The organism is Pseudoalteromonas sp. MSK9-3 (assembly GCF_003590335.1).
Classification (GTDB): domain Bacteria; phylum Pseudomonadota; class Gammaproteobacteria; order Enterobacterales; family Alteromonadaceae; genus Pseudoalteromonas.
Genome location: NZ_MIET01000030.1, coordinates 114,844 through 137,164 on the forward strand (window position 1 = coordinate 114,844; position 22,321 = coordinate 137,164).

Below are 22,321 nucleotides of genomic sequence, written 5' to 3' on the forward strand. Positions count from 1 at the left end.
TTCCCTCCTATAAAGGTTAGGCAGCGCCTTGTTGTTGACGATTCTTTTTAAATAACTCTCTAAATATCGGATAGATATCTTCAACACTTTTAATATGCTGCATGGCGAAGTTATCAAACGTATTTTCGATTGCTTGATATTCTCTCCACAGGCTTTGGTGTGCCCGTGTTGTAATTTCGATATAGGCATAGTAACGCACTGTTTTTAGCAAGTGGTTGGTCATAATATCAGTGCAATGAGGCGAGTCATCAGCCCAGTTATCACCATCAGATGCTTGTGCTGCGTAAATGTTCCAGTCACCCTGTGAATATCGCTCTTTTACGATTTCATCCATCAGTTTGAGCGCACTAGATACGATTGTGCCGCCCGTTTCTTGTGAGTAAAAGAATTCTTGCTCGTCAACTTCTTTGGCTTGTGTATGATGGCGGATGTAAACCACCTCGATGTCTTTATAGGTGCGAGTAAGAAACTGATAGAGCAAAATGTAAAACCGTTTTGCCATATCTTTAGTACCTTGATCCATTGAACCAGACACATCCATTAAACAAAACATCACCGCTTTGCTTGTTGGGTGCGGCTTTTTCTCATAATTTCTGAACCGTAAATCATAGTTATCAATAAAAGGAACCGCTGCGATTTGCCGCTTTAGCCCTTCAATTTCAAGTTCTAACTGTGAGATTTGATGCTGCGGAGGTACTGGCTCATTAAGAAGCTCAGCTAATTCACTTTCCGCTTCTTTAAGTCTGCGTCGCTTTCCCGCTGACATGGCAACACGTCTAGCCAATGAACCTTGCAATGAGCGCACAATGTCCAGATTACTAGGCATACCATCATTACAAAAGCCGGCTCGGTGCGTTTTCATTTGCACTAACTTATCAAGCTGACTTTGTTGCAAATTAGGCAGCTCTAAATCTTCAAATAACAAATCAAGATACTCGTCTTTGGAGATTGAGAATACAAAGTCATCTTCACCCTCACCTTGATCACTTGCTTCGCCTTCCCCTGCGCCACCAGACTGACCAGAAGGGGGACGTTGGATTTTGTCCCCTGTAGTAAACTGGTCATTACCAGGGTGGATCATTTCTCGATCCCCCCCTTTACCTTGGTGAAATGCAGGCTCACTCATATCTTTTTGCGGTATCGAAATACTTTCACCACTGCTCACATCAGTGACACTGCGTTTATTGATTGCATCAGAAACAGCTTCTTTAATCTGTTTCTTGTAGCGTCGAATAAAGCGCTGTCGATTAAGCGTGCTTTTATTTTTACCGTTCAGGCGACGGTCTATAAAATGCGCCATAAATCACCCTCTCAGTCGAATTAATCTTATTGTGACTTTCTCACTCTTAGATACCATTCAGAGAGTAACCTAACTTGTTTTTGTGTATAGCCTTTCTCTACCATTCGATTGACGAAGTCTTCATGCTTTTTCTGATCTTCGGCAGAGGTTTTGGCATTGAATGAAATAACAGGTAATAAGTCCTCAGTGTTAGAGAACATTTTCTTCTCTATTACTGTGCGTAGTTTTTCGTAACTCGTCCACACTGGATTGCTCCCGTTATGATGTGCTCGAGCTCTGAGTACGAAGTTAACTATTTCGTTTCTGAAGTCTTTTGGATTTGAAATACCTGCTGGCTTTTCAATTTTCTCTAGCTCAGCGTTTAATGCAGCTCTATCAAATAGCTGGCCTGTATCTGGATCTCTGTATTCTTGATCTTGGATCCAAAAGTCAGCATAGGTGACATAGCGGTCAAAAATATTCTGGCCGTATTCTGAGTACGATTCTAAGTAAGCGGTTTGTAGTTCTTTGCCAATAAACTCTACATACTGAGGGGTTAAATAACCTTTTAAATGGCTAAGGTAACGTTCTTGCAGTTCAGCATTAAATTGTTCACGCTCTATTTGCTGCTCCAATACATAAAAAAGGTGTACAGGGTTTGCTGCAACTTCAGCATGGTCAAAGTTAAACACTCGGGATAAAATTTTGAATGCAAATCGGGTTGAGAGCCCATTCATACCTTCATCAACACCGGCATAATCTCGATATTCTTGGTAAGACTTTGCTTTTGGATCAGTATCTTTAAGACTTTCACCATCATATACACGCATTTTAGAATAGATGCTTGAGTTTTCAGGTTCTTTAATCCGCGACAATGATACGAACTTAGCCAGTGTTTCTAATGTACCCGGTGCACAAGGTGCCGTAGCAAGCTCACTGTTTTCAATCAATTTATCGTAGATCTTAACTTCTTCAGAGACGCGTAGGCAGTAAGGTACTTTTACGATATACACTCGGTCTAAGAATGCTTCATTGTTTTTATTGTTTTTAAAAGTTTGCCACTCTGATTCGTTTGAATGCGCCAATATCATGCCATTAAATGGCAATGCTGATATACCTTCGGTACCGTTGTAATTACCTTCCTGAGTTGCTGTAAGCAGTGGATGTAGTACCTTAATAGGCGCCTTAAACATTTCCACAAATTCCATCAGACCTTGGTTTGCTAAGCACAAAGAGCCTGAGTAGGCGTACGCGTCAGGATCATTTTGGGCAAAGTGTTCTAACTTTCGAATGTCTACTTTACCGACTAGCGCTGATATATCTTGATTATTTTCATCGCCAGGTTCTGTTTTGGCAATGGCAACTTGATCAAGAATAGAAGGGTAGCGTTTTACAACTTTGAACTGGCTAATGTCTCCATTAAACTCATGCAATCGCTTAGTTGCCCAAGGCGACATCACGGTTTTTAGGTAGCGGGGCTTGATCCCATACTCTTTTGAGAGTAGCTCTGCATCTTCAACAGGGTTAAATAAGGAAAGAGGATGATCATTCACAGGTGACCCTTTAATTGCATAAATGGGCACTTGCTGCATCAAATATTTTAGCTTTTCTGCAATTGATGATTTACCACCACCCACAGGTCCAAGCAAGTAAAGTACTTGTTTACACTCTTCAAGCCCTTGTGCTGCATGCTTTAGGTAGGCAACTATTTGCTCTATCGCATCTTCCATGCCATAGAATTCATTAAATGCGGGGTAACGTGCGATCACGCGATTTGAAAACAGCCGACTGAGTCTTGCATCATTTGATGTATCAATCATTTCAGGTTCGCCAATGGCCATAAGTAGACGCTCGGGAGCACTGGCATAGGCTGATTTGTCGTTCTTACAGATCTCTAGAAATTCAGCGATACTGTATTCTTCTTCTTGAGCTGCTTCATATCTGGCTTGGTAGTGTTCAAATATCGTCATAACGACCTCCAATAACCTGCTTAAGTAAGGAAAGCTATTTAATCTTCAATGGGAAAGGTTAACTTTAAGTCTAGACGTGAAAATTAGAATTTGCCTAAAAATTCCAAACATTTAATGGAATAAGGCACTGGTTTATAGGAATAAAAAAAGGCGCCTGAGCGCCTCTTTATTGCAAAAAAATAAATAGTTTATAATGCGGCTGTTTATGCTAGGTTTGCGTTTGCAAATTCCCAGTTTACCAGTGCCCAATAACCTTTAAGGTAATCAGGACGTACGTTACGGAAGTCGATGTAGTAAGCGTGTTCCCAAAGGTCTACAGTTAGGATTGGTGTTACACCAGCTTCAGTTAGCGGTGTTGCCGCATTTGAAGTGTTAACAATATCAAGTGAACCATCAGCTAATTGCACTAACCAAGTCCAGCTCGAACCGAAGTTGTTAACAGCTTTATCGTTGAAAGCAGCCTGAAAATCTGCAAATGAGCCCCATTTTGCATTGATTAATTCAGCGACTTTACCTGAAGGTTCACCGCCTGCATTTGGTGCAAGGCTGTTCCAGTAGAAAGTGTGGTTCCAAATTTGTGCTGCGTTGTTAAATACGCCACCTTCTGAATTACACACAACTTCTTCTAGAGATTTCTCAGCAAGCTCAGTACCCTCAACAAGACCGTTAAGTTTAACAACGTAGGTGTTGTGGTGTTTGCCGTGGTGAAACTCAAGTGTTTCTTTTGAAATGTGTGGCTCAAGTGCATCAATTGCATAAGGTAGTGACGGTAGTACAAATGCCATTTTTTTCTCCAATTGTTAATAAATGCCAAAATCGATACGAAACATAGCGCAGTTAAGTGCACTTTTCTATACGAGCTGGCTTTATAGTGATATTATAATTCCTGAGTATTTTACTCAAGTTTTGGCAAACAGCAATGGCGTTGCCTTATACTTATTTAGGAAACTAGCCCTATCGATTTATTTTTAATCAATAAATAATTGATTTGGGCTGAAGCTATCGTCATTTTTGAGGTTAAAGATGGAAACCATTGATAAAATTAAAGAGCAAATTTCAGAAAACCCAATCCTTCTCTATATGAAGGGATCACCAAAGTTACCAAACTGTGGTTTTTCGTCACAGGCGTCACAAGCACTAATGGGGTGCGGTGAGCAGTTTGCTTATGTTGATATTCTTCTTAACCCAGACATTCGTGCTGAGTTACCGCACTACGCAAATTGGCCAACATTCCCACAACTTTGGGTTGAAGGTGAGCTAATTGGTGGCTGCGATATCATCATTGAAATGTTTCAACGTGGTGAACTACAACCGCTTATACAAGAAACAGCTGCAAAGTATAAAACTCAAGAGGCTGATGCTGCAGAGTAAACAGCGTCAGTTAGTTAATTGAAAGGCCGTGCTTATTGCTCGGCTTTTTTGTAGTATTAATTTATCTGTCAATCTAGATACACCCACCCTTTCACATACGCTACTTTGATATTCCGTAACGACTCGTCGTTTGACCTGCATATTATTCACTTAATTTATTTTTCATCCATTTATCAATAGTGTTTATTGAATATATATTCACTTTCGCGGTATCTTTACGTTAACGTAAACTGTAGATTTCGATGTTATTAATTTACTTTGTTGTCACATTGACACTGGTGTCATGGTGTTTTTTTGTTCTCCAGATGTGTTTTTAGATACTTTTTTACATTTTGGTTAATTTGTCAGACCAATGAGAAATATTCATGTTTATGAATATGTATTCATAAATGTGTTGACTCAGTTTTAAATCCCCGTTAATTTTGAATATCGGCCAGTAATAATCGTCAGCAGTTTAATCCACTGGCAGGGGTAGCAAGGGGAGGAGTCCATGTTATATGACTCAGCACTAGAGAAAGACAATTGTGGTTTTGGTTTGATAGCGCACACGAGCGGTCAGGCTAGCCATAAATTAATAAGAACGGCGATCACAGGGTTAGATCGTATGCAGCATCGCGGCGGAATAGCGTCCGATGGTAAAACCGGAGATGGATGCGGCCTGTTGCTGCAAAAACCAGATAGTTTTTTTCGAGCAATAGCGACGGAAAATGAGTGGCGGTTGGGTAAAAACTATGCCGTAGGTATGTTGTTCTTGAACCCTGATGCAGCACTTGCAACAAGATCAAGGGATGTGGTTAACGAAGAATTAGAAAAAGAAACGTTAACACTTGTCGGTTGGCGAGAAGTGCCGACAGATCCATCAATGTTAGGACCAATTGCACAGCAGCAATTACCAACATTTGAGCAAGTGTTTGTCAGCGCCCCAGAAGGTTGGCGGCCAAAAGACTTGGAGCGTCGTCTATATATCGCACGACGCAGAATAGAAAAACGCCTAGAAGATGACAAAGACTTTTATATTTCGAGTTTGTCAGGCCTGGTAACCGTATACAAAGGCTTAATGATGCCAGTAGATCTGCCAAATTTTTACCTTGATTTGGCAGATATGCGGATGACCAGTGCCATTTGTGTTTTTCATCAGCGTTTTTCAACTAATACTCAACCACGTTGGCCTTTAGCTCAGCCATTTCGTTATCTGGCCCACAATGGTGAAATAAACACGATCACGGGTAATAGGCAATGGGCACGTGCTCGGGCATACAAATTTTCTTCGCCACTACTACCTGACTTGCAAAGCGCTGCACCGTTTGTGAATGAAGTGGGGTCAGACTCTTCTAGCCTAGATAATATGCTGGAGCTCTTTTTGGCTGGCGGCATGGATTTGTTTAGAGCAATGCGCATGCTGGTACCGCCAGCATGGCAAAAAAATAGAGCCATGGATGAAGATTTACGTGCTTTTTATGACTTTAATTCAATGCATATGGAACCTTGGGATGGTCCCGCCGGTATTGTTATGTCTGATGGTCGTTTTGCAGCCTGTAACTTAGATAGAAATGGGTTACGTCCAGCGCGTTATGTGATCACGCAAGATGGCTTCATTACGTTAGCGTCTGAGGTTGGTATTTGGGATTATGCGGCAGATGAGGTAGTAGAAAAGGGGCGTGTAGGCCCAGGCGAGCTGCTGGTTATTGACACGCTACATGGCAAAATTTGGCAGTCTGATGAAATAGACCAAGATCTGAAAGCGCGTCATCCATATAAAGCTTGGCTAGAACAAAATGTTAAGCGTTTAACACCGCTTGAACAATTAGATGAAAAGCAGGACGCAGGACAGCGCAGTTTTGATAAATTAACGCTACAAACTTATCAAAAGCTATTTGGTTACAGCAATGAAGAATTAGACCAAGTTCTGCGAGTTATGGGTGATAATGGTCAAGAAGCAACGGGTTCTATGGGAGATGACACACCATTTGCTGTGTTATCTGAAGGTGCGCGTTCATTGTATGATTACTTCAGACAAAAATTTGCCCAAGTAACTAACCCCCCTATTGATCCATTGCGTGAAAATCATGTGATGTCATTAGCAACCTGTATTGGGCGCGAACAAAATGTATTCAATGAAACAACAGGGCACGCCAAACGGTTACAGTTTGATTCTCCTGTTCTGACTTATTCTGATATGCAGCAGTTGGTTGAGGCCGACGATGCACATTATCGCTCATGCATTATTGATTTGAATTATGCGCCAGATGAAGGTCTGAAAAGTGCCATAAAACGGGTGTGTGATGAGGCACAAAGCAGCGCTAAAGATGGCTGTGTAATGATTATCTTGAGCGATAGAAATACCACAAAAGACGCGTTACCGATTCCAGCAGCAATGGCGGTTGGCGCAGTGCAACAAAGGCTGGTTGATACCAACTTAAGATGTGACGCAAACGTTATTGTCGAGACAGGCAGTGCCCGAGACCCTCATCACTATGCGGTGTTACTTGGTTTTGGCGCAACAGCGGTGTATCCGTATTTGGCTTATGAATCATTGGTGGCCATGTGTGATGAGCACGTTATTAAAAAGAGCTACAGAGAAGTTACGCTGTCATATCGCTCTGCCATTAATAAAGGCTTATACAAAATAATGTCGAAGATGGGGATCAGTACCATTGCTTCTTATCGCTGTTCGATGTTGTTTGAAGCTGTAGGTTTGTCTGATGAGCTGGTTGACTTATGTTTTAAAGGGGTCACAAATCGCATACAGGGTGCATCGTTTGATGAGTTCGAACTCGATCAAACTAAATTACACAAGTTAGCCTATAGCAAGCGTAAGCTTCTTAGCCATGGTGGCTTACTCAAGTTTGTTCATGGTGGCGAATATCATGCGTATAACCCAGATGTAGTTAGCACTTTACAAGTTGCGGTGCGCTCAGGAAATTACGAAGACTACCGGGTATATGCTGATCTGGTTAACCAACGCCCTGTGACTAACTTACGAGATATGTTGGCAGTTAATACTGAGCAAAAAGCCATAGCAATAGATGAGGTAGAGCCTGCGACAGAGCTTTATAAACGTTTTGATTCTGCTGCTATGAGTATTGGTGCCTTGTCTCCTGAAGCACATGAAGCGTTAGCGATTGCAATGAACAGACTTGGAGGCTGCTCGAACTCGGGCGAGGGCGGCGAAGATAAGCTCCGTTTTGGGACTGAGAAGAACTCGCGTATTAAACAAGTTGCGTCAGGGCGGTTTGGCGTTACACCTCATTATTTACAAAGCGCGGATGTTATACAAATTAAGGTTGCGCAAGGCGCTAAACCTGGAGAGGGAGGGCAACTTCCTGGAGAAAAAGTAACCCCTTATATTGCGAAATTAAGATACTCTGTGCCGGGGGTTACTTTGATCTCACCGCCGCCACACCATGATATTTATTCTATCGAAGATTTAGCACAGCTAATTTTTGACTTAAAACAAGTCAATCCACAGGCCATGATCTCAGTTAAGTTGGTCTCCGAACCTGGCGTGGGCACAATCGCAACGGGTGTAGCGAAAGCTTATGCAGATTTAATTACTATTGCCGGCTATGACGGCGGTACAGGGGCAAGTCCGCTTACCTCAGTAAAATATGCAGGAAGCCCTTGGGAACTTGGCTTAGCAGAAACACAGCAAGCATTAGTTGAAAATGGCTTACGTCACCGTATTCGCTTGCAGACAGACGGTGGCTTAAAAACGGGCCTTGATATCATTAAAGCGGCAATTTTAGGAGCTGAAAGCTTTGGTTTTGGTACCGGCCCGATGGTTGCACTTGGTTGTAAGTACTTGAGAATATGTCACTTAAATAACTGTGCAACAGGTGTTGCAACGCAAGACGATACGTTACGTCAAAAGCACTATCACGGGCTACCAGAAATGGCGATGAATTATTTTAAATTTATCGCTCAAGAAGCCAGAGAGTTAATGGCTCAGCTGGGTGTCACGAGATTGGTTGATTTGATCGGACGCACAGACCTTCTCGATATGATTGAAGGTAAAACCAGTAAACAAAACAAGCTTGATTTATCGAATTTGTTGGCTAAACCGAATAATCCAGCCAATGAGACATTGTATTGCTCTGCCCCAAATGTATCGCATTATCAGGGTAAATTAAATGAGCTGCTACTTGATAAAGCAAAGCAAGCGATTACAGATAAAAGCGGCATCTCACTCGTTAATCGAATTTGTAATACCGACCGTTCCGTAGGGGCGATGTTGTCAGGTTATATTGCGAGTAAACACGGTAACCAAGGGATGGCGGCAGACCCGGTTGCAATTGAACTTCATGGGACTGCAGGGCAGTCGTTTGGAGTATGGAATGCAGGTGGTCTTGAAATGACACTTGTCGGAGATGCAAATGACTATGTTGGTAAAGGGATGGCCGGTGGTAAGTTAGTTATAAGGCCGCCAGTTGGGTCAAGTTTTGCGAGTCATCATGCAACGATTATTGGCAACACTTGCTTGTACGGTGCAACAGGTGGAAAGCTTTATGCCGCAGGCAGAGCCGGAGAGAGATTTGCAGTGCGTAACTCGGGGGTAAACGCTGTAGTTGAAGGACTCGGGGACAATGGGTGTGAGTATATGACCGGAGGCGTTGTATGTGTCCTCGGCCAAGTGGGTGTTAACTTTGGTGCCGGTATGACTGGTGGATTTGCCTACATATTAGATGAAAGTGATGACTTTTCGAAACGCATTAATTCAGAACTTGTTGAAGTGGTTTGCTTAGCTGAACTTGTGTCGCATCAAGAACATTTGCGCGGCATGATTGCTGAACACCTTGATTTGACAGGCTCGTCTCGTGCGGAACAGATTTTGGCTAACTTTGAATTGTATTTGCCGATGTTTAAGTTAATTAAACCAAAATCTAGTGATGTAAATAGCTTACTAGGCCACAGAGCACGAAGCAGTGCTGAATTACGTGTTCAGGCTCAATAGGGGGAAGTATGAGCGAGAATGTATATCAGTTTATCGACGTTCAACGTGTAGATCCGAGAAAAAAGCCCATTTCTACGCGAAAGCAATCATTTGTTGAAATTTATGAACCGTTTTCAACCAATCAAGTAAATTCGCAATCAGATCGGTGTCTTGATTGTGGTAACCCATATTGTGAGTGGAAATGTCCGGTACATAACTATATTCCACAATGGCTTAAGTTAATTCGCACAGGTCGAATAATTGAAGCGGCTGAGTTGTCTCATCGAACTAACAGCTTACCAGAGGTGTGTGGCAGAGTGTGTCCTCAAGATAGGCTCTGTGAAGGCGCATGTACGCTTAATGAAGAATTTGGCGCTGTGACCATAGGTAATATTGAAAAATATATTACAGATACGGCATTTGCTCAGGGCTGGAAGCCCGATATGTCCTATGTCGTTTGGACTGACAAAAAAGTCGCTGTAATAGGAGCGGGTCCTGCGGGACTGGGCTGCGCTGATATTTTGGTGCGAAATGGCGTAAAGCCGGTTGTGTTTGATAGAAACCCAGAAATTGGCGGGTTGTTAACCTTTGGGATCCCGTCTTTCAAACTTGAAAAGTCAGTAATGGAAAAGCGTCGAGAAGTTTTTTCTGAAATGGGCGTGGAATTCAAGTTGAATACGGAGATTGGGACTGATATCTCAATGGATGAATTACTCAGTGAATATGATGCTGTATTCGTTGGCGTTGGTACTTATCAAAGTATGAAAGGCGGACTCGAAAATGAAGATGCCAGAGGTGTTCATGATGCCTTACCGTTTTTGATTGGTAATACCAATCGAGTGATGAATTATGATGAGTCTACACAGCCTTATATTGATATGGCGGGAAAAAAGGTCGTTGTACTCGGTGGAGGTGACACTGCTATGGACTGTGTGCGCACCTCAGTTCGCCATGGCGCGAGCAAAGTGACTTGTGCGTATCGTCGAGATGAAGAGAATATGCCTGGGTCTCGTCGTGAAGTTAAAAATGCCAAAGAAGAAGGCATTGAGTTTCAATTTAACGTTCAGCCCAAGGGAATTGTATTAGACACCGAAGGGAAAGTTGCCGGTGTGAAGATGGTTAAAACCCAATTAGGTGAAGCAGATGAAAATGGACGACGTCGAGCAGAAGAAGTGGCGGGCTCTGAGCATATTTTAGATGCTGATGCCGTTTTGGTGGCATTTGGGTTTAAGCCGCATAGCTTAGAGTGGTTATCGCAATACGATGTAGAGATTAATAGTTGGGGGGGCATTGAAGCGCCAGAACAAGGTGCTTTTACTCACCAAACCAGTAACCCTAAGATTTTTGCTGGTGGAGACGCTGTCAGAGGATCTGATTTAGTTGTAACGGCAATTTTTGAAGGCCGCAACGCAGCAGAAGGGATATTGGATTATTTAGAAGTTTAGTTTGTAATACCCTGGAGACAATAAGGCCCAATTTTGGGCCTTATTTTTTGTCTGTAAAATGGTTTATCGATAGATAAATCACTCAACGTGAACAAACTCAAGCGTTGTTTTTATGCGCTTTGTACTGAGAGTAACTCTTCGGCACTTGCCTTTGTTGTATCGCTGATCTTATCTCCGCCTATTAATCTGGCTATTTCTGCTACGCGCATAGAGTGTTCAAGCGTTTTCATTGATGTAAATGTTTGCCCATCTTTGACTTTTTTAGCAACAAATTGCTGCTGGTGACCACTACAAGCGACTTGCGGTAAGTGCGTCACACATATAACTTGAGTTGACTGACCGAGCTGTCTAAGGAGTTTACCTACTTGTGAGGCGGTTGGGCCCGAAATACCTACATCGACTTCGTCGAAAATTAAGGTTGGGGTTGTGACCCGTTGAGCAATGATGACTTGGATTGCGAGACTTATACGAGATAGTTCACCACCTGATGCAACTTTACCAAGTGCTTGTAAGGGCTGACCTGGGTTAGTTGAGACTAAAAACTCAATATTATCAAACCCAGTGCTACTTGGTTTTTGTTGCTGCATTTGCTGTAATTCAATCGCAAAGCGACCATTATCCATAGACAAAGAATGCATACTTTTAGAGATCAGAGCGTTCAACTTGGTAGCCGCTTTAGCGCGACTTTCACTGAGCGAGCGAGCGGCCAATTGATACGCTTGTAATGAATCGGCAATTTCAATCTCAAGGTCGTCAATGCGTGCAGAGTCTGAGCTAATACTGGTTAGCTCTTCACATAGCTGTTGATGAAATTCATAAAGCTCTTGTGGTTTGATATGGTGCTTTCTCGACAAATCCATCGCTTGCGATAGTCGCTCTTCTACCTCTTGTAAGCGCATTGGGTCTTGTTCTACTCTGCCACTATAACTACGAAGCTCTCTACATGCCTCTTCAACTTGAACTGCGGCTTCGTCGAGCATTTGTGCTATGGGCTCTAATGCTTGATCATAACCAGTTAAATCAACAAATTGTTGTGCACTTTGTTGTAATTGACTCAGGACAGTTTGTTCATCTCGTTCATAGAGATGTTGTAACTCTCGGTGGCAGGTATCAATAATTGTTTGGCTATTACTGAGTTTGCTATGTTCTATTTCTATCGCTTCGTATTCCCCTTCAGCGATTGCAAATTCATTGAGTTCAGCAACCTGATATTCTAATAGTTGTTTACGCGCTGATTGTGCTTGTTGTAACTTTAAGAGGCTGCTGTGCTCACGCTGTAATTTATTAAAATGCGTATACTGGGTTCGTACCGCATTCATCAGTGGAGTGTGCCCCGCGTAAGAGTCAAGCAGGTGTAATTGGTGTTCGGGTTTTAAAAGTAATTGATGTGCATGTTGGCCATGAATAGAAATGAGATACTGGCCCAGTTCTTTTAGCTGACTAGCCGTAACGGATACGCCGTTAATATAGCTTTTGCTGCGACCATTTTTACTGACTACACGTCGTAAAATACAGTCTTCATCATCATTATTTAGCATGTGTTCGGCTAAAAATTGTTGAGCAATAGGGAGCTGACTTATATCAAAGTGTGCGCTTATTTGGGCTTTGTCTGCGCTTGGGCGAACAGCTGCTGGATCAGCACGCTCGCCTAAGCACAAAGACAACGCATCAATGGCTATTGATTTACCTGCCCCGGTTTCACCGGTAATCGCAGTCATACCACAGTGCCATTCAATATTGAGTGCACTGACAATAGCAAAATCATTTACTTCTAAATTGGTTAGCATACTGTGTATCCGAACAGTGATTTACTGTTAATTTATACAGTGCTTAATCTAAATGCAACCAGTAAATAGAAATAACTTGTTATTTCGCTTAACCGTTAGGCTACCGGTTGTGGCTTAGCGGATACTTTTTGCGTCGCCTTATTCTCATCTGCAGTCTCAGATGTAGTGTCGTCATTACTTTGAGTTGACTCGTCACTAGGCGTGCTGTTTGGTCCTTGATCTGGAGTTTTTATCATAATGATCAAAGCGGGTAGAATCTCTTGATAAAACTCTTTGTTATAAGAAATGCCCGACGTAGGGAGTTCTGCGACAAAATATTGAAGCTGATCTGAGAGCAAATCTAAGTTACCATTTTCTCTGCACTTATTTAATTCACTGACGACACAGTAGATAAATTGCTCTGCTATTCGCTCAAGTTGGTCAAGGTTTTCTTCAGTATGTGCTTGTACAACAAAGAAGTTACCAACAATCGCATTCACTTTTGGCGAATACTTTGGCCGTAGGGCTTTGGCTTCAACAAATTCTGCAGTTTTAGATTTAAATTGAGACGTGATTTTCTTTAATCGATCATTGAACACTTTTTTTTCGGCTTCACGTGCCTTTTTACGATTATTTTCAATCACCACATAAACACCTAATAAAGTTATTAATAGTACTAAGGTGGAAAAAACAATGTAGCTCATAATTCTTATAATTTCCTAATTTAGAAAAATGCTAATTCGCTATTGTGCGTTATCTTTATGGTGTTAGTAAAGCCTGCTGCCCCAATTTAATTTTTGTCTAAGAACATTGTAGTAGGAATAAGACTTCGGATGGATCAAACGTAGCTTTTTATCGGCTTTTTTGATCACAACTTCATCCCCGGGCAGCACCGCTAACACAACGTGACTGTCACAGCTAACTTGTAAACTGTCAGTATTTGAAAGGCTTAATTTTAATCTGACTTGTTTATCCGCATCGACCACTAAGGGTCTACTAGATAGAGTATGAGGAAACATAGGGACGAGTGCCATAGCATTGAGTTCTGGTGTGAGGATCGGCCCTCCGCCAGATAATGAATAGGCAGTAGAGCCGGTAGGCGTTGAAACGATGAGTCCATCAGAGCGCTGTGAAAAAACAAATTCATCATCAATAAATGCTTCGAACTCTATCATATGTGCCACTTTATCTGCGTGTAAAACGGCTTCGTTGACAGCGGAATTAGCACTTTTTAACTCCGCGTGACGATAGACTTCAACTTCGAGTAAAAAGCGCGATTCAGAAATAAATTCGCCTCGTAATACCGCTTCTAAGCTCGCTTCGAATCCATCGGGGCTTAAGTCGGTTAAGAAGCCCAAATTGCCTCTGTTAACGCCGATCACTGCAACGTCAAAGCGAGCTAACACTCTGGCCGCACCGAGCATATTACCATCTCCGCCGACGACAACGGCTAAGTCGCATAAACGGCCCAATTCAACGAGTTCTGTTAATGCACTGTTATCAATCGAGTCTATTTGTGCGCCAACACGGGATTCTACTAAAACCTCATAACCTAATGCTTGCAAAAAGGTATATAAGCGTTGTAATGTCAACGCGGCGCCTTCATGGCTTGGCTTGCCAATTAAACCTATGGTTTTAAAAGGTGTTGTCATGGTAATGGCCCTTGTTCTTTAATAGCGCAAGATTAACTGAATTCTTTACCACTTGAAACTGACAATTAACGTCACCATTAAAATAATATGAAAATAACAGCACGCGACCAACAAATCTTTACAGCGGTGATGGGCCTTTACTGTGATAATGAAGGCAGCCCTGTAGCGTCTAGCAAAATAGCCAAGCAAAAAGGGATGGCTGTATGCTCTGCGACCGTCCGAAATGTGATGGCAAGACTGGAACGTGAGGGGCTTTTATATTCGCCACATACATCGGCGGGTAGGGTCCCCACTGAAGCCGGTTTTAAATATTGGTTTGAAGAATTTTTTGAGCTGTCGAAAATAGCGACGTACTGGCAACCTCAACAACATCAGTTAGTGGAATTTGCTCATGGTTTGAGTCAAAAGTACCAAGTTTGTTGCTGTGTAGGTTTGCCTCAAGCAAGTTCTCGTTTGGTATTTAGGGTTGAAGTATTAGGGTTTGATAGCGAGTCTTGGTTAGTATTATTGATAGACAAAGCTGGTCAATCACATAATATTTGTATTAAGAAGCCAGATAACGACTCAGACGCTATGCGCTATCAATTTGCTGCTTGGATGAACACGGTGTTTAGTCAGCAGACCTTAATTGAAGGGCTGCACAGAATGCGAGCAATGGCTCATAGTGCGCCGTCAGAGTGTCATGATCAACTTGCACAGTGGACCAGAGAGTTAAGTCAGCAGCTAGGCACTGACAACAGTATTGTAGTTGGGGAGCGATATTTATATCAAAGTCTAGAGCTCGAGAGTGAACTAAATATCGGTGTGCCATTTTTACATCAAGTGGAAGACAAGCTTGCATTTAAAAATGGGGTATCGGTACTCTATGCAAATGAATTGAGCACCCTTAATATTGAGGAGTCTATCGTGATAAGCCTTCCTTATTTTACTGAGGGTGAATATCAAAGTCGATTTTGTATAATTTGTCCTGTGTATGCGCCAATTGAGGCAATCATAGGAGAATTTTCTCAAATTGAGACGGTTGGGTCTTGAATCTATAAATTCAATCCCCATAATTAGCGTCAATTGTAAAGAATCGGAGAAGTTTTACATGTCTGAGCAAAATAATGCCACTGAACATGATCAAGAGATAGTAGAGCCAGTTGAACAAGCAAGCGACTCAGTTGAGAACGTAGAAGCACAAGACGTAGAAACTGAAGTTGAAGCTGAACTGAGCCCAGAAGAAGAGATTGCTGGTTTGTATGCTGAATTAGAAGCAACAAAACAGCAAGTGGCTGACCAAAAAGACAGCGTAGTGCGTGCAGCGGCAGATATTGAAAATATGCGTCGTCGTGCAGCTCAAGATGTAGAGAAAGCACACAAATTTGCATTAGAAAAGTTTGCAAATGAGTTGCTGCCTGTTATTGATAACCTAGAACGTGCCATTGAGTTTTCAGATAAAGAAAATGAAACATTAAAGCCAGTTCTTGAGGGTATTGATATGACCTTAAAGAGCTTCTCAGATGCAGTGGCAAAATTCGGCGTTGAGATGGTAAACCCACAAGGTGAAACTTTTAACCCAGAGTTCCATCAAGCAATGTCTATTCAGCCAAGTAATGATGTATCACCAAATACAGTACTGGCGGTTATGCAAAAAGGGTATACGTTAAACGGTCGTTTATTACGTCCTGCGATGGTTATGGTTTCAAAAGAAGCTGAATAACCCTTAATAGTCCGTATGATATAGCGAGAAGGCCGATTATTAGGCCTTTTTTATACCCTAATTAAAGTTACGTTGTCTGAGTTGGCACAACCCAGCCAATATCACAGCCATAAACATAAAGGTTGCAAAGGGGATTGTATTGTTTGGTTGAACTAATGCTAATAACGGTCCGACTAGCGCACCACTGCCAAATCTAAGCGTGCCTATTACCGCCGTAGCAGTACCTGTATGCTTTTCAAAAGCGATTAAGATTAAAGCGTCTGCATTACTCGCAATTATTCCTAAACTCATCATTAAAGGCGCAATGGTACTGGCGATGATCCACACACCCATATCAGCCATACTTTCTGCTAATACAGCAATACCCGATAAGAGACCCGTAAAAAGGCCAATATAAAGCATTTTTCGAGAACCAATTTTTGGCACTAATCGCGTATTGAGTAAATTGCCTAACATGAGTGCAATAATATTCAGCGCAAACAGCACGCCAAACAATTGCTCAGATACACGGTAGTAATCTAGATAAATAAAAGGCACCGACGTTAAAAAACAAAAAAAGGCGAACGAAGCAAGCATCGAGGTTAGAATATCATTTCGTGCCGCTTTATTTGCAAAAACGGTTAAGTAGTTTTTTGTAAAAAAGTGCACGGTTATTTTTTCATTGGTAAACCTTGGCACGTCGATACTTGTTGATAGCGTGATGCAAAATATGATGACAGCATAAAGCGCGAGAACGAAGAATATGGCACTCCAGTGCCAAACCATCATCAGTGCAACACCTAAAGAGGGTGCGATAAGCGGAGCAACCATCATGATCATGGAGACATAAGACATACCTTTGGCAGTATGCTCTTTGTAGTAGTGACGAATAACGCCTGGGACAACCACGGTTGCGGCTGCACCAAAAAATGCTTGTACGATCCTTAAAACACAAAAAGCGTCGATATCTCGTGTAATCGCAAGTGCAATAGAACTAACGGCGAAACCGAGCAAACCGACCTGAGTTAATCGTGTGCGAGAAAAGCGGTCTGCGAGCGGGCCAAAAACCATCATGCCTAATGCATAGCCCCCGAGATAACTGCTCAATGAGACCTGAACACTTTCTAAATTAGAGTTTAAGTCAGATGCAATGACTAACATTGCAGGCAAGTATAAATCAATTGCAAGTGGTGTAAGTGCAACAATACTGGCGAGCAGAGGCAGGAATAACCGGCCAAGTGGGTGGTCTTGTGTCATTGGTGACGTGTCTTTATTATATTTGTTGCCATTCTATCAAATATTTAATGTCATTAGCTCGATATGAGACAAGAAAGGCTGTTTTTGAGTTATGATAGATGAAAGTACTAATTTGTATCTTGAGACATTATGTGAATGTTTTACACTAGGTACAGTCACCACCTATTTTGGATAATACAATGAAAAAAATCATTTCAATATTGGCTTTTGCTTTATTAGTGAGTGGGTGCAAAACGTCGCCTACGGGTAGGACACAAATTGCGCTTTATTCAGATCAAAAGATGAATGAAATGGGGTCGGCGAGCTTTGAACAAATGAAGAAAGAACAAGCTATTGAAACCGATCCAAGCATGAATGCGTATGTAAAATGCATTGCGGAGCATTTAATTGCAGAGCTTCCCAGTAATTATGCAAATCAGCAGTGGGAAGTGGTCGTGTTTAAGGAGCCAAGCGCCAATGCCTTTGCATTACCGGGCGGAAAAATCGGGGTTCACACAGGCTTGTTGAATGTTGCTAAGAATCAAGATCAGTTAGCTGCTGTTATGGGTCATGAAGTGGGGCATGTTATTGCTGAGCATTCAAATGAGAGAGTCTCTCAAAATAGCTTATTACAGTTTGGTCTTCAGGCGAGTAGTACTGCACTACAAATGGGTAATGTTGAATATAGAAATGCAATTATGCAAGGGTTAGGGCTTGGTGCACAATATGGCGTTGCGTTACCATTTGGAAGAACACATGAGAGTGAAGCTGATGTGATTGGATTGGATCTGATGGCCAAAGCAGGTTTTCAGCCTGAGGGCTCTGTGGCACTTTGGGAAAACATGGAAGCGGCTTCTTCAGGAGAGCGCCCGCCAGAATTTATGTCAACACACCCCGCACCACAAAGTCGAATTGCAAACTTAACGTCTAAACTGGATGAAGCGTCTAGACTAAAGCAAGCTGCATGGCAGTCGGGCAAAAAGCCTCAATGTAAGTAGCTTGAGTTCGGTTCTGAGATTTTACTTTGGATTTTACCCAGCGCTGTTTGCGCTTGGGCAAATTCAAAGCGTGAAATAAGTGTTTTTAATTCATCAAGCTCAGCTTGACTAAGATGTTCATCACACGTTAATTGTAAAACAAGCTCTGATGCACTCGTATCGAACTCAAGGAGTGCTTGTGCAAGTTTATCTAGCATATAGGCTGTGTCTAGGCCGGGTTGCGGATCATCATTTAGCTGTTGATTCATAATATGAGGGCATACCGCGAGCGTGGTGTTTACATACTCAATCATGATGTCGATCTCGTTAATATCTACCGCCATATTTTGTAACTGAATTTCCAGCGCTTTTGCTTTTTCTGTGATGAAGTAAATAGATAGATTTGCCGCCGCCCCCTTGATTGCATGTAAAATATTTGCTGCTAATTCATAGTTTGTGATTGCTATCGCTTGCTTTAAATTAATTAACTCTTCGACTTGCTGTGATAAAAAGGTAGTGAGGATATTGAAGTATATTTGCTTATTTCCGGCAGCCCTCTCTATGCCTTCTTCAATATTGATCCCTTCTAAGTTGCGCTCTGGGGGCGCTGCTTGCTCGCTATTTTCCACAGGAGCCACATCTGATTCAGGTATGTGAAGTGTCTTAGGTTCTGTAACCGATGGTATGAGATGCGCTTGTATGGTTTTGATCATAACAGGCACATCAATGGGTTTGGATATATGGTCGTTCATCCCGCTATCTAAGCAAAGTGTTATATCTTCTTGCATGGCATTGGCTGTCATCGCAATGATGGGGAGATCGTTGTTTTCCGGCTGTTTGCGAATGGCCTGCGTGGCCTGAATACCCCCCATGTTAGGCATTTGCATATCCATTAATACAACATCATACCGCGTCTTAGCTATTTTTTTGAGTGCTTCCATCCCATCATTAGCAACATCAATCATTGCCCCATAACTAGATAATATTTCTACAGCGATTTCTTGATTAACGGGCTGATCTTCGGCAAGAAGTATAGATATGTCTTGTAAACTGGTTGGTACTTTCTCTTGTGCCGCGTCTTTAGTGGTACTTGGCTGAGTGTATGGCCCCAAACAGCTAATGAGTGTATCGAATAAATGAGAGGCATTTATGGGTTTTAGGACAACGCCAGAAATACATGCCTTTTGAGAGGGCTTAAGTTCTAACTCTCGGCCATAAGCGGTTGTTAATATTACTTTAGTTTGAGTGAGCAAGTTGCGTTTATTTAAAATTTCGATGGCTGTCAGGCCATCCATTTCAGGCATTTGCCAATCAATAATGAGCGCATCGAAAGGCTCAGAGGCTGCCGCCATTACATCAATGGCATTTAGCGCACTATTGGTACTTGACACCATAGCGTTCATATTGGTGAGCATACCCTCTAGCACCTCTGTTGCTTGTGCATTGTCATCTACGATTAGAATATTTTTTGTGGTAGTAAGTGTCGGAGGGACCACCTGCTGAGAGTGTTTATCAAGGGGTAACTCTAACGTGAAATAAAACGTAGAGCCTTTCTCTAAGCTGCTTTCTATATATATTTCTCCACCCATTAGTTTGACTAATTGTTGGGAAATAGTGAGGCCCAATCCGGTGCCTCCATACTTTCGGGTAATTGACGTATCGGCTTGGGAGAACGACTTAAACAGTTTTTGCTGTTGTTGTGGGTTCATACCAATACCCGTGTCAATGACAGAGAATGTGATTTTAGTACTCTCTTTACCGGGTTCTAGCTCTCTAATCTTTATTGATACATGCCCTTGTTCGGTAAACTTCACGGCATTACCAGCCAGGTTAATCAAAATTTGACTCAACCGTAATGGATCACCCACTAAATTATTTGGGATGGTACTCGGCACGTCAAAAATGAGCTCTAGTTGTTTTTCTTGTGCTTTGACACTGACAATGGTCATTACATTATCTAAGAGTTTATCGAGTTCAAATTTAGTGTGTTCAATTTCAATTTTCCCTGCGTCGATTTTAGAAAAGTCTAAAATATCGTTTATCAAGCGCAGTAATTGTTTAGCTGCTACATCAATTTTATTTACATAGTTATATTGTTTAGGGTTTAAATCTGTGCTCAATGCCAAATGCGCCATGCCAATAATTGCATTCATGGGAGTGCGAATTTCATGACTCATATTAGCTAAGAACTCCCCTTTGACTTTAGCTGAGCGATCTGCAAGTTCTTTCGATGACACCAGCTCTCTTTCTAGCTCGTTTCGTTGTGTAACGTCCAAAAACATACCGACTATACCGGCTACTTCTCCCTTACTATTGAAAAATGGCGCTTCATATACGATGAGCTCTACCGCATTGTCTTGGCCATCCAAGGTAACAAGTTCGTAAGCAACGTTCATTTGTTTTTGGAAAATATTTTGCGCTTGCGCATGAAATAGGCTGGCTGTGCCTGTATCAAAAACAGTGTCGAGTGAGCTGCCGATTACATCCACTTCGAATTGATTGAGGAACGTCAAAAAAGCACGATTTACTCCCATAAAATTCCCACTCTTGTCTCGATAATACGTGGGGTTAGGAATTGCATTGACAATATGATGCGTTAACTCAAGTTGCTGAGATAAAGCGGCTTCAATTTCTTGTTGTCTTGCATTGTTCCTGCTTATCTCTAGTGAAACGGCCAGTTCACGGCTGATTTGCTCAAGGCTATCTAACTGATATTCATCGAGTTCAAATACGCACCCGAGATATAAAATGCCAATACAGCGATCATTGACTAATAGAGGGAACAATTGAATTTGCGCAAGTTCCAGTACTTGTTGGTCTTTAGTGATACTTAGTGTCTGTGATGATGCGCCCAACCTTTGTGGCTGTTTAGTTTTTAACGCTGCTTTAATATGAGGAGAGTTTTTGTCAAAGCATGGGGGGGTTCCTGTCGACTCAAATAGTTTTAAGTTATCTTCCTCGAACATAAAAATACCGCAGCTGGGTGCGTTGTATTGTAGTGACACAAATTGCAGAGACTCTTGAATAACATCATTGAGTTTGTTTTTACCACGTAAGGCCGTATGGTATTTTTCTATGGCGCCCGCGGCTTGTATTTTGCTGTTTAATTGCTTCAATGTCGCGTTAAATACTTTGGCTAAGGTGCCTAACTCACCAGACAGATCATTCGGTAGTTGGAGTGTATGGCGCTTTTGATTTAAAGATTCTGAAATGACTTTGTGAATTTTTCTTATCGGTAAAAAATAGCGGATCCTGAGCATTATGTAAGAAAACAAGAACATTATGAAGGTAAGAGAAAAGCAAGCGGTCACTAAATATTGATTTTTAGTTGCTTGCTCATTCAATATTTCTCGGTGAGTTTGTTTACGAATATCAATGACTTTACTGGCGTGGGCGATGGCATTCATTATTTTTGCTTTCTCTTCTAAATAGGGTTGCCCAAAGAGAATGTTTTGTGCAGCTGCTTTTCCTTCATTGGGTTGGCTATGAAGTAACTCAAATGCTTGCTCTTCTAACTTTACCAATTGATCAGAAGTATCGAGCGCAAGGGTTAAATTATAGATTTCTTCTTGTCGTATCCCAGTCTGCGCGATCCGTTCAATAATAGAGAGGTGGTTTTTCTCGTCGAAGGAGTTACTTAAATGACGGACTGAGTTTTTGGCTAAATTATCCCAATAATTAATGGGGTTCTTTGGTGCAGGTAAATACCCATTGCGAATTGCCAAAACATGGTTAAACAAAATAAACCACTGTTTTTCCCCTGTCACTGAATAGTTTCGCGCATAATTGGTTAGTAAGTCAGAGCTCTGTTTTAGTTCGTTGGTGAGATTTTGGAGTGAATTGATGGCGTTTAAAGTGCGAACTTCTTGTTTTGATATGTGAAACGAATAAAGCACGACGCTGAGCAACAACACAAATAATAGGCTCATCATATAAAATAATAAGTTAACCAGTAATTTCGCGCTCATTTGTCTCCAATACTATGACTTTACGTTACTCTGATTTAAACCATAG

Annotated in this window: 14 protein-coding genes; 6 read left to right on the plus strand and 8 right to left on the minus strand. The window is 41.8% G+C overall.

The window, feature by feature from the left end; translation table 11 throughout:
• Positions 1 to 16: 16 nt before the first annotated feature.
• From BGP78_RS13640 to BGP78_RS13650, 3 genes are all read right to left on the minus strand, one after another.
• Positions 17 to 1,300: a YeaH/YhbH family protein gene (locus tag BGP78_RS13640; protein WP_119861884.1), complete on the minus strand. Its 1,284-nt coding sequence runs from the start codon at positions 1,298 to 1,300 to the stop codon at positions 17 to 19.
• A gap of 26 nt (positions 1,301 to 1,326) precedes the next feature.
• On the minus strand, positions 1,327 to 3,249 hold the full coding sequence (locus BGP78_RS13645) for a PrkA family serine protein kinase (RefSeq protein ID WP_119861885.1): 1,923 nt from the start codon (positions 3,247 to 3,249) through the stop codon (positions 1,327 to 1,329).
• Between the two features lie 203 nt (positions 3,250 to 3,452).
• Positions 3,453 to 4,034 carry a Fe-Mn family superoxide dismutase gene (locus BGP78_RS13650; protein WP_119861886.1) on the minus strand — a complete coding sequence of 194 codons (582 nt, stop codon included), beginning with the start codon at positions 4,032 to 4,034 and terminating at the stop codon, positions 3,453 to 3,455.
• Positions 4,035 to 4,272: 238 nt separating this feature from the next.
• Here BGP78_RS13650 and BGP78_RS13655 point away from each other — a divergent pair, with 238 nt between their 5' ends.
• The 3 genes from BGP78_RS13655 (at position 4,273) to BGP78_RS13665 (ending at position 10,995) form a co-directional block, all read left to right on the plus strand.
• Entirely contained in the window at positions 4,273 to 4,620 is a 348-nt protein-coding gene (locus BGP78_RS13655) for a Grx4 family monothiol glutaredoxin (RefSeq protein WP_010362574.1), read from the plus strand.
• A gap of 490 nt (positions 4,621 to 5,110) precedes the next feature.
• Positions 5,111 to 9,571 carry a glutamate synthase large subunit gene (gene gltB / locus BGP78_RS13660; RefSeq protein ID WP_119861887.1) on the plus strand — a complete coding sequence of 1,487 codons (4,461 nt, stop codon included), beginning with the start codon at positions 5,111 to 5,113 and terminating at the stop codon, positions 9,569 to 9,571.
• A gap of 8 nt (positions 9,572 to 9,579) precedes the next feature.
• Positions 9,580 to 10,995, plus strand: coding sequence for an FAD-dependent oxidoreductase (locus BGP78_RS13665; protein ID WP_119861888.1), 1,416 nt, complete (start codon positions 9,580 to 9,582; stop codon positions 10,993 to 10,995).
• Positions 10,996 to 11,105: 110 nt separating this feature from the next.
• Here BGP78_RS13665 and recN read toward each other — a convergent pair whose 3' ends face one another.
• The 3 genes from recN to nadK all read right to left on the minus strand — a co-directional run bounded on the left by recN (position 11,106) and on the right by nadK (position 14,413).
• Positions 11,106 to 12,782, minus strand: coding sequence for a DNA repair protein RecN (gene recN, locus BGP78_RS13670; RefSeq protein WP_119861889.1), 1,677 nt, complete (start codon positions 12,780 to 12,782; stop codon positions 11,106 to 11,108).
• A gap of 95 nt (positions 12,783 to 12,877) precedes the next feature.
• Positions 12,878 to 13,465 (minus strand): hypothetical protein, encoded by a 588-nt coding sequence (locus BGP78_RS13675; RefSeq protein WP_119861890.1) that lies wholly within the window; start codon positions 13,463 to 13,465, stop codon positions 12,878 to 12,880.
• Between the two features lie 63 nt (positions 13,466 to 13,528).
• Positions 13,529 to 14,413, minus strand: coding sequence for an NAD(+) kinase (gene nadK / locus BGP78_RS13680; RefSeq protein ID WP_119861891.1), 885 nt, complete (start codon positions 14,411 to 14,413; stop codon positions 13,529 to 13,531).
• A gap of 87 nt (positions 14,414 to 14,500) precedes the next feature.
• Here nadK and BGP78_RS13685 point away from each other — a divergent pair, with 87 nt between their 5' ends.
• Together BGP78_RS13685 and grpE are read left to right on the plus strand one after the other, a co-directional pair.
• Entirely contained in the window at positions 14,501 to 15,445 is a 945-nt protein-coding gene (locus BGP78_RS13685; protein WP_119861892.1) for an HrcA family transcriptional regulator, read from the plus strand.
• A 58-nt stretch (positions 15,446 to 15,503) separates the two neighbouring features.
• The gene (gene grpE, locus BGP78_RS13690; RefSeq protein ID WP_119861893.1) at positions 15,504 to 16,115 is read left to right on the plus strand and encodes a nucleotide exchange factor GrpE; all 612 of its coding nucleotides are present in this window, start codon (positions 15,504 to 15,506) and stop codon (positions 16,113 to 16,115) included.
• A gap of 57 nt (positions 16,116 to 16,172) precedes the next feature.
• Here the strand turns inward: grpE and BGP78_RS13695 are convergent, their stop codons facing one another.
• Positions 16,173 to 17,351 carry a Bcr/CflA family multidrug efflux MFS transporter gene (locus BGP78_RS13695; RefSeq protein ID WP_119861894.1) on the minus strand — a complete coding sequence of 393 codons (1,179 nt, stop codon included), beginning with the start codon at positions 17,349 to 17,351 and terminating at the stop codon, positions 16,173 to 16,175.
• 179 nt (positions 17,352 to 17,530) lie between these two features.
• Here BGP78_RS13695 and BGP78_RS13700 point away from each other — a divergent pair, with 179 nt between their 5' ends.
• Complete coding sequence (locus BGP78_RS13700) at positions 17,531 to 18,328, plus strand: M48 family metallopeptidase (RefSeq protein WP_119861895.1); 798 nt, start codon at positions 17,531 to 17,533, stop codon at positions 18,326 to 18,328.
• Here the strand turns inward: BGP78_RS13700 and BGP78_RS13705 are convergent.
• On the minus strand, positions 18,316 to 22,275 hold the full coding sequence (locus BGP78_RS13705; protein WP_119861896.1) for a response regulator: 3,960 nt from the start codon (positions 22,273 to 22,275) through the stop codon (positions 18,316 to 18,318). The genes BGP78_RS13700 and BGP78_RS13705 overlap by 13 nt on opposite strands.
• Positions 22,276 to 22,321 lie beyond the last annotated feature (46 nt).

Excerpts from the sequence above, each read along its gene's own strand:
- BGP78_RS13640 (WP_119861884.1), bottom strand. The coding sequence starts at position 1,300 with ATGGCGCATTTTATAGACCGTCGCCTGAACGGTAAAAATAAAAGCACG.
- BGP78_RS13645 (WP_119861885.1), bottom strand. The coding sequence starts at position 3,249 with ATGACGATATTTGAACACTACCAAGCCAGATATGAAGCAGCTCAAGAA.
- BGP78_RS13650 (WP_119861886.1), bottom strand. The coding sequence starts at position 4,034 with ATGGCATTTGTACTACCGTCACTACCTTATGCAATTGATGCACTTGAG.
- BGP78_RS13655 (WP_010362574.1), top strand. The coding sequence starts at position 4,273 with ATGGAAACCATTGATAAAATTAAAGAGCAAATTTCAGAAAACCCAATC.
- gltB (WP_119861887.1), top strand. The coding sequence starts at position 5,111 with ATGTTATATGACTCAGCACTAGAGAAAGACAATTGTGGTTTTGGTTTG.
- BGP78_RS13665 (WP_119861888.1), top strand. The coding sequence starts at position 9,580 with ATGAGCGAGAATGTATATCAGTTTATCGACGTTCAACGTGTAGATCCG.
- recN (WP_119861889.1), bottom strand. The coding sequence starts at position 12,782 with ATGCTAACCAATTTAGAAGTAAATGATTTTGCTATTGTCAGTGCACTC.
- BGP78_RS13675 (WP_119861890.1), bottom strand. The coding sequence starts at position 13,465 with ATGAGCTACATTGTTTTTTCCACCTTAGTACTATTAATAACTTTATTA.
- nadK (WP_119861891.1), bottom strand. The coding sequence starts at position 14,413 with ATGACAACACCTTTTAAAACCATAGGTTTAATTGGCAAGCCAAGCCAT.
- BGP78_RS13685 (WP_119861892.1), top strand. The coding sequence starts at position 14,501 with ATGAAAATAACAGCACGCGACCAACAAATCTTTACAGCGGTGATGGGC.
- grpE (WP_119861893.1), top strand. The coding sequence starts at position 15,504 with ATGTCTGAGCAAAATAATGCCACTGAACATGATCAAGAGATAGTAGAG.
- BGP78_RS13695 (WP_119861894.1), bottom strand. The coding sequence starts at position 17,351 with ATGACACAAGACCACCCACTTGGCCGGTTATTCCTGCCTCTGCTCGCC.
- BGP78_RS13700 (WP_119861895.1), top strand. The coding sequence starts at position 17,531 with ATGAAAAAAATCATTTCAATATTGGCTTTTGCTTTATTAGTGAGTGGG.
- BGP78_RS13705 (WP_119861896.1), bottom strand. The coding sequence starts at position 22,275 with ATGAGCGCGAAATTACTGGTTAACTTATTATTTTATATGATGAGCCTA.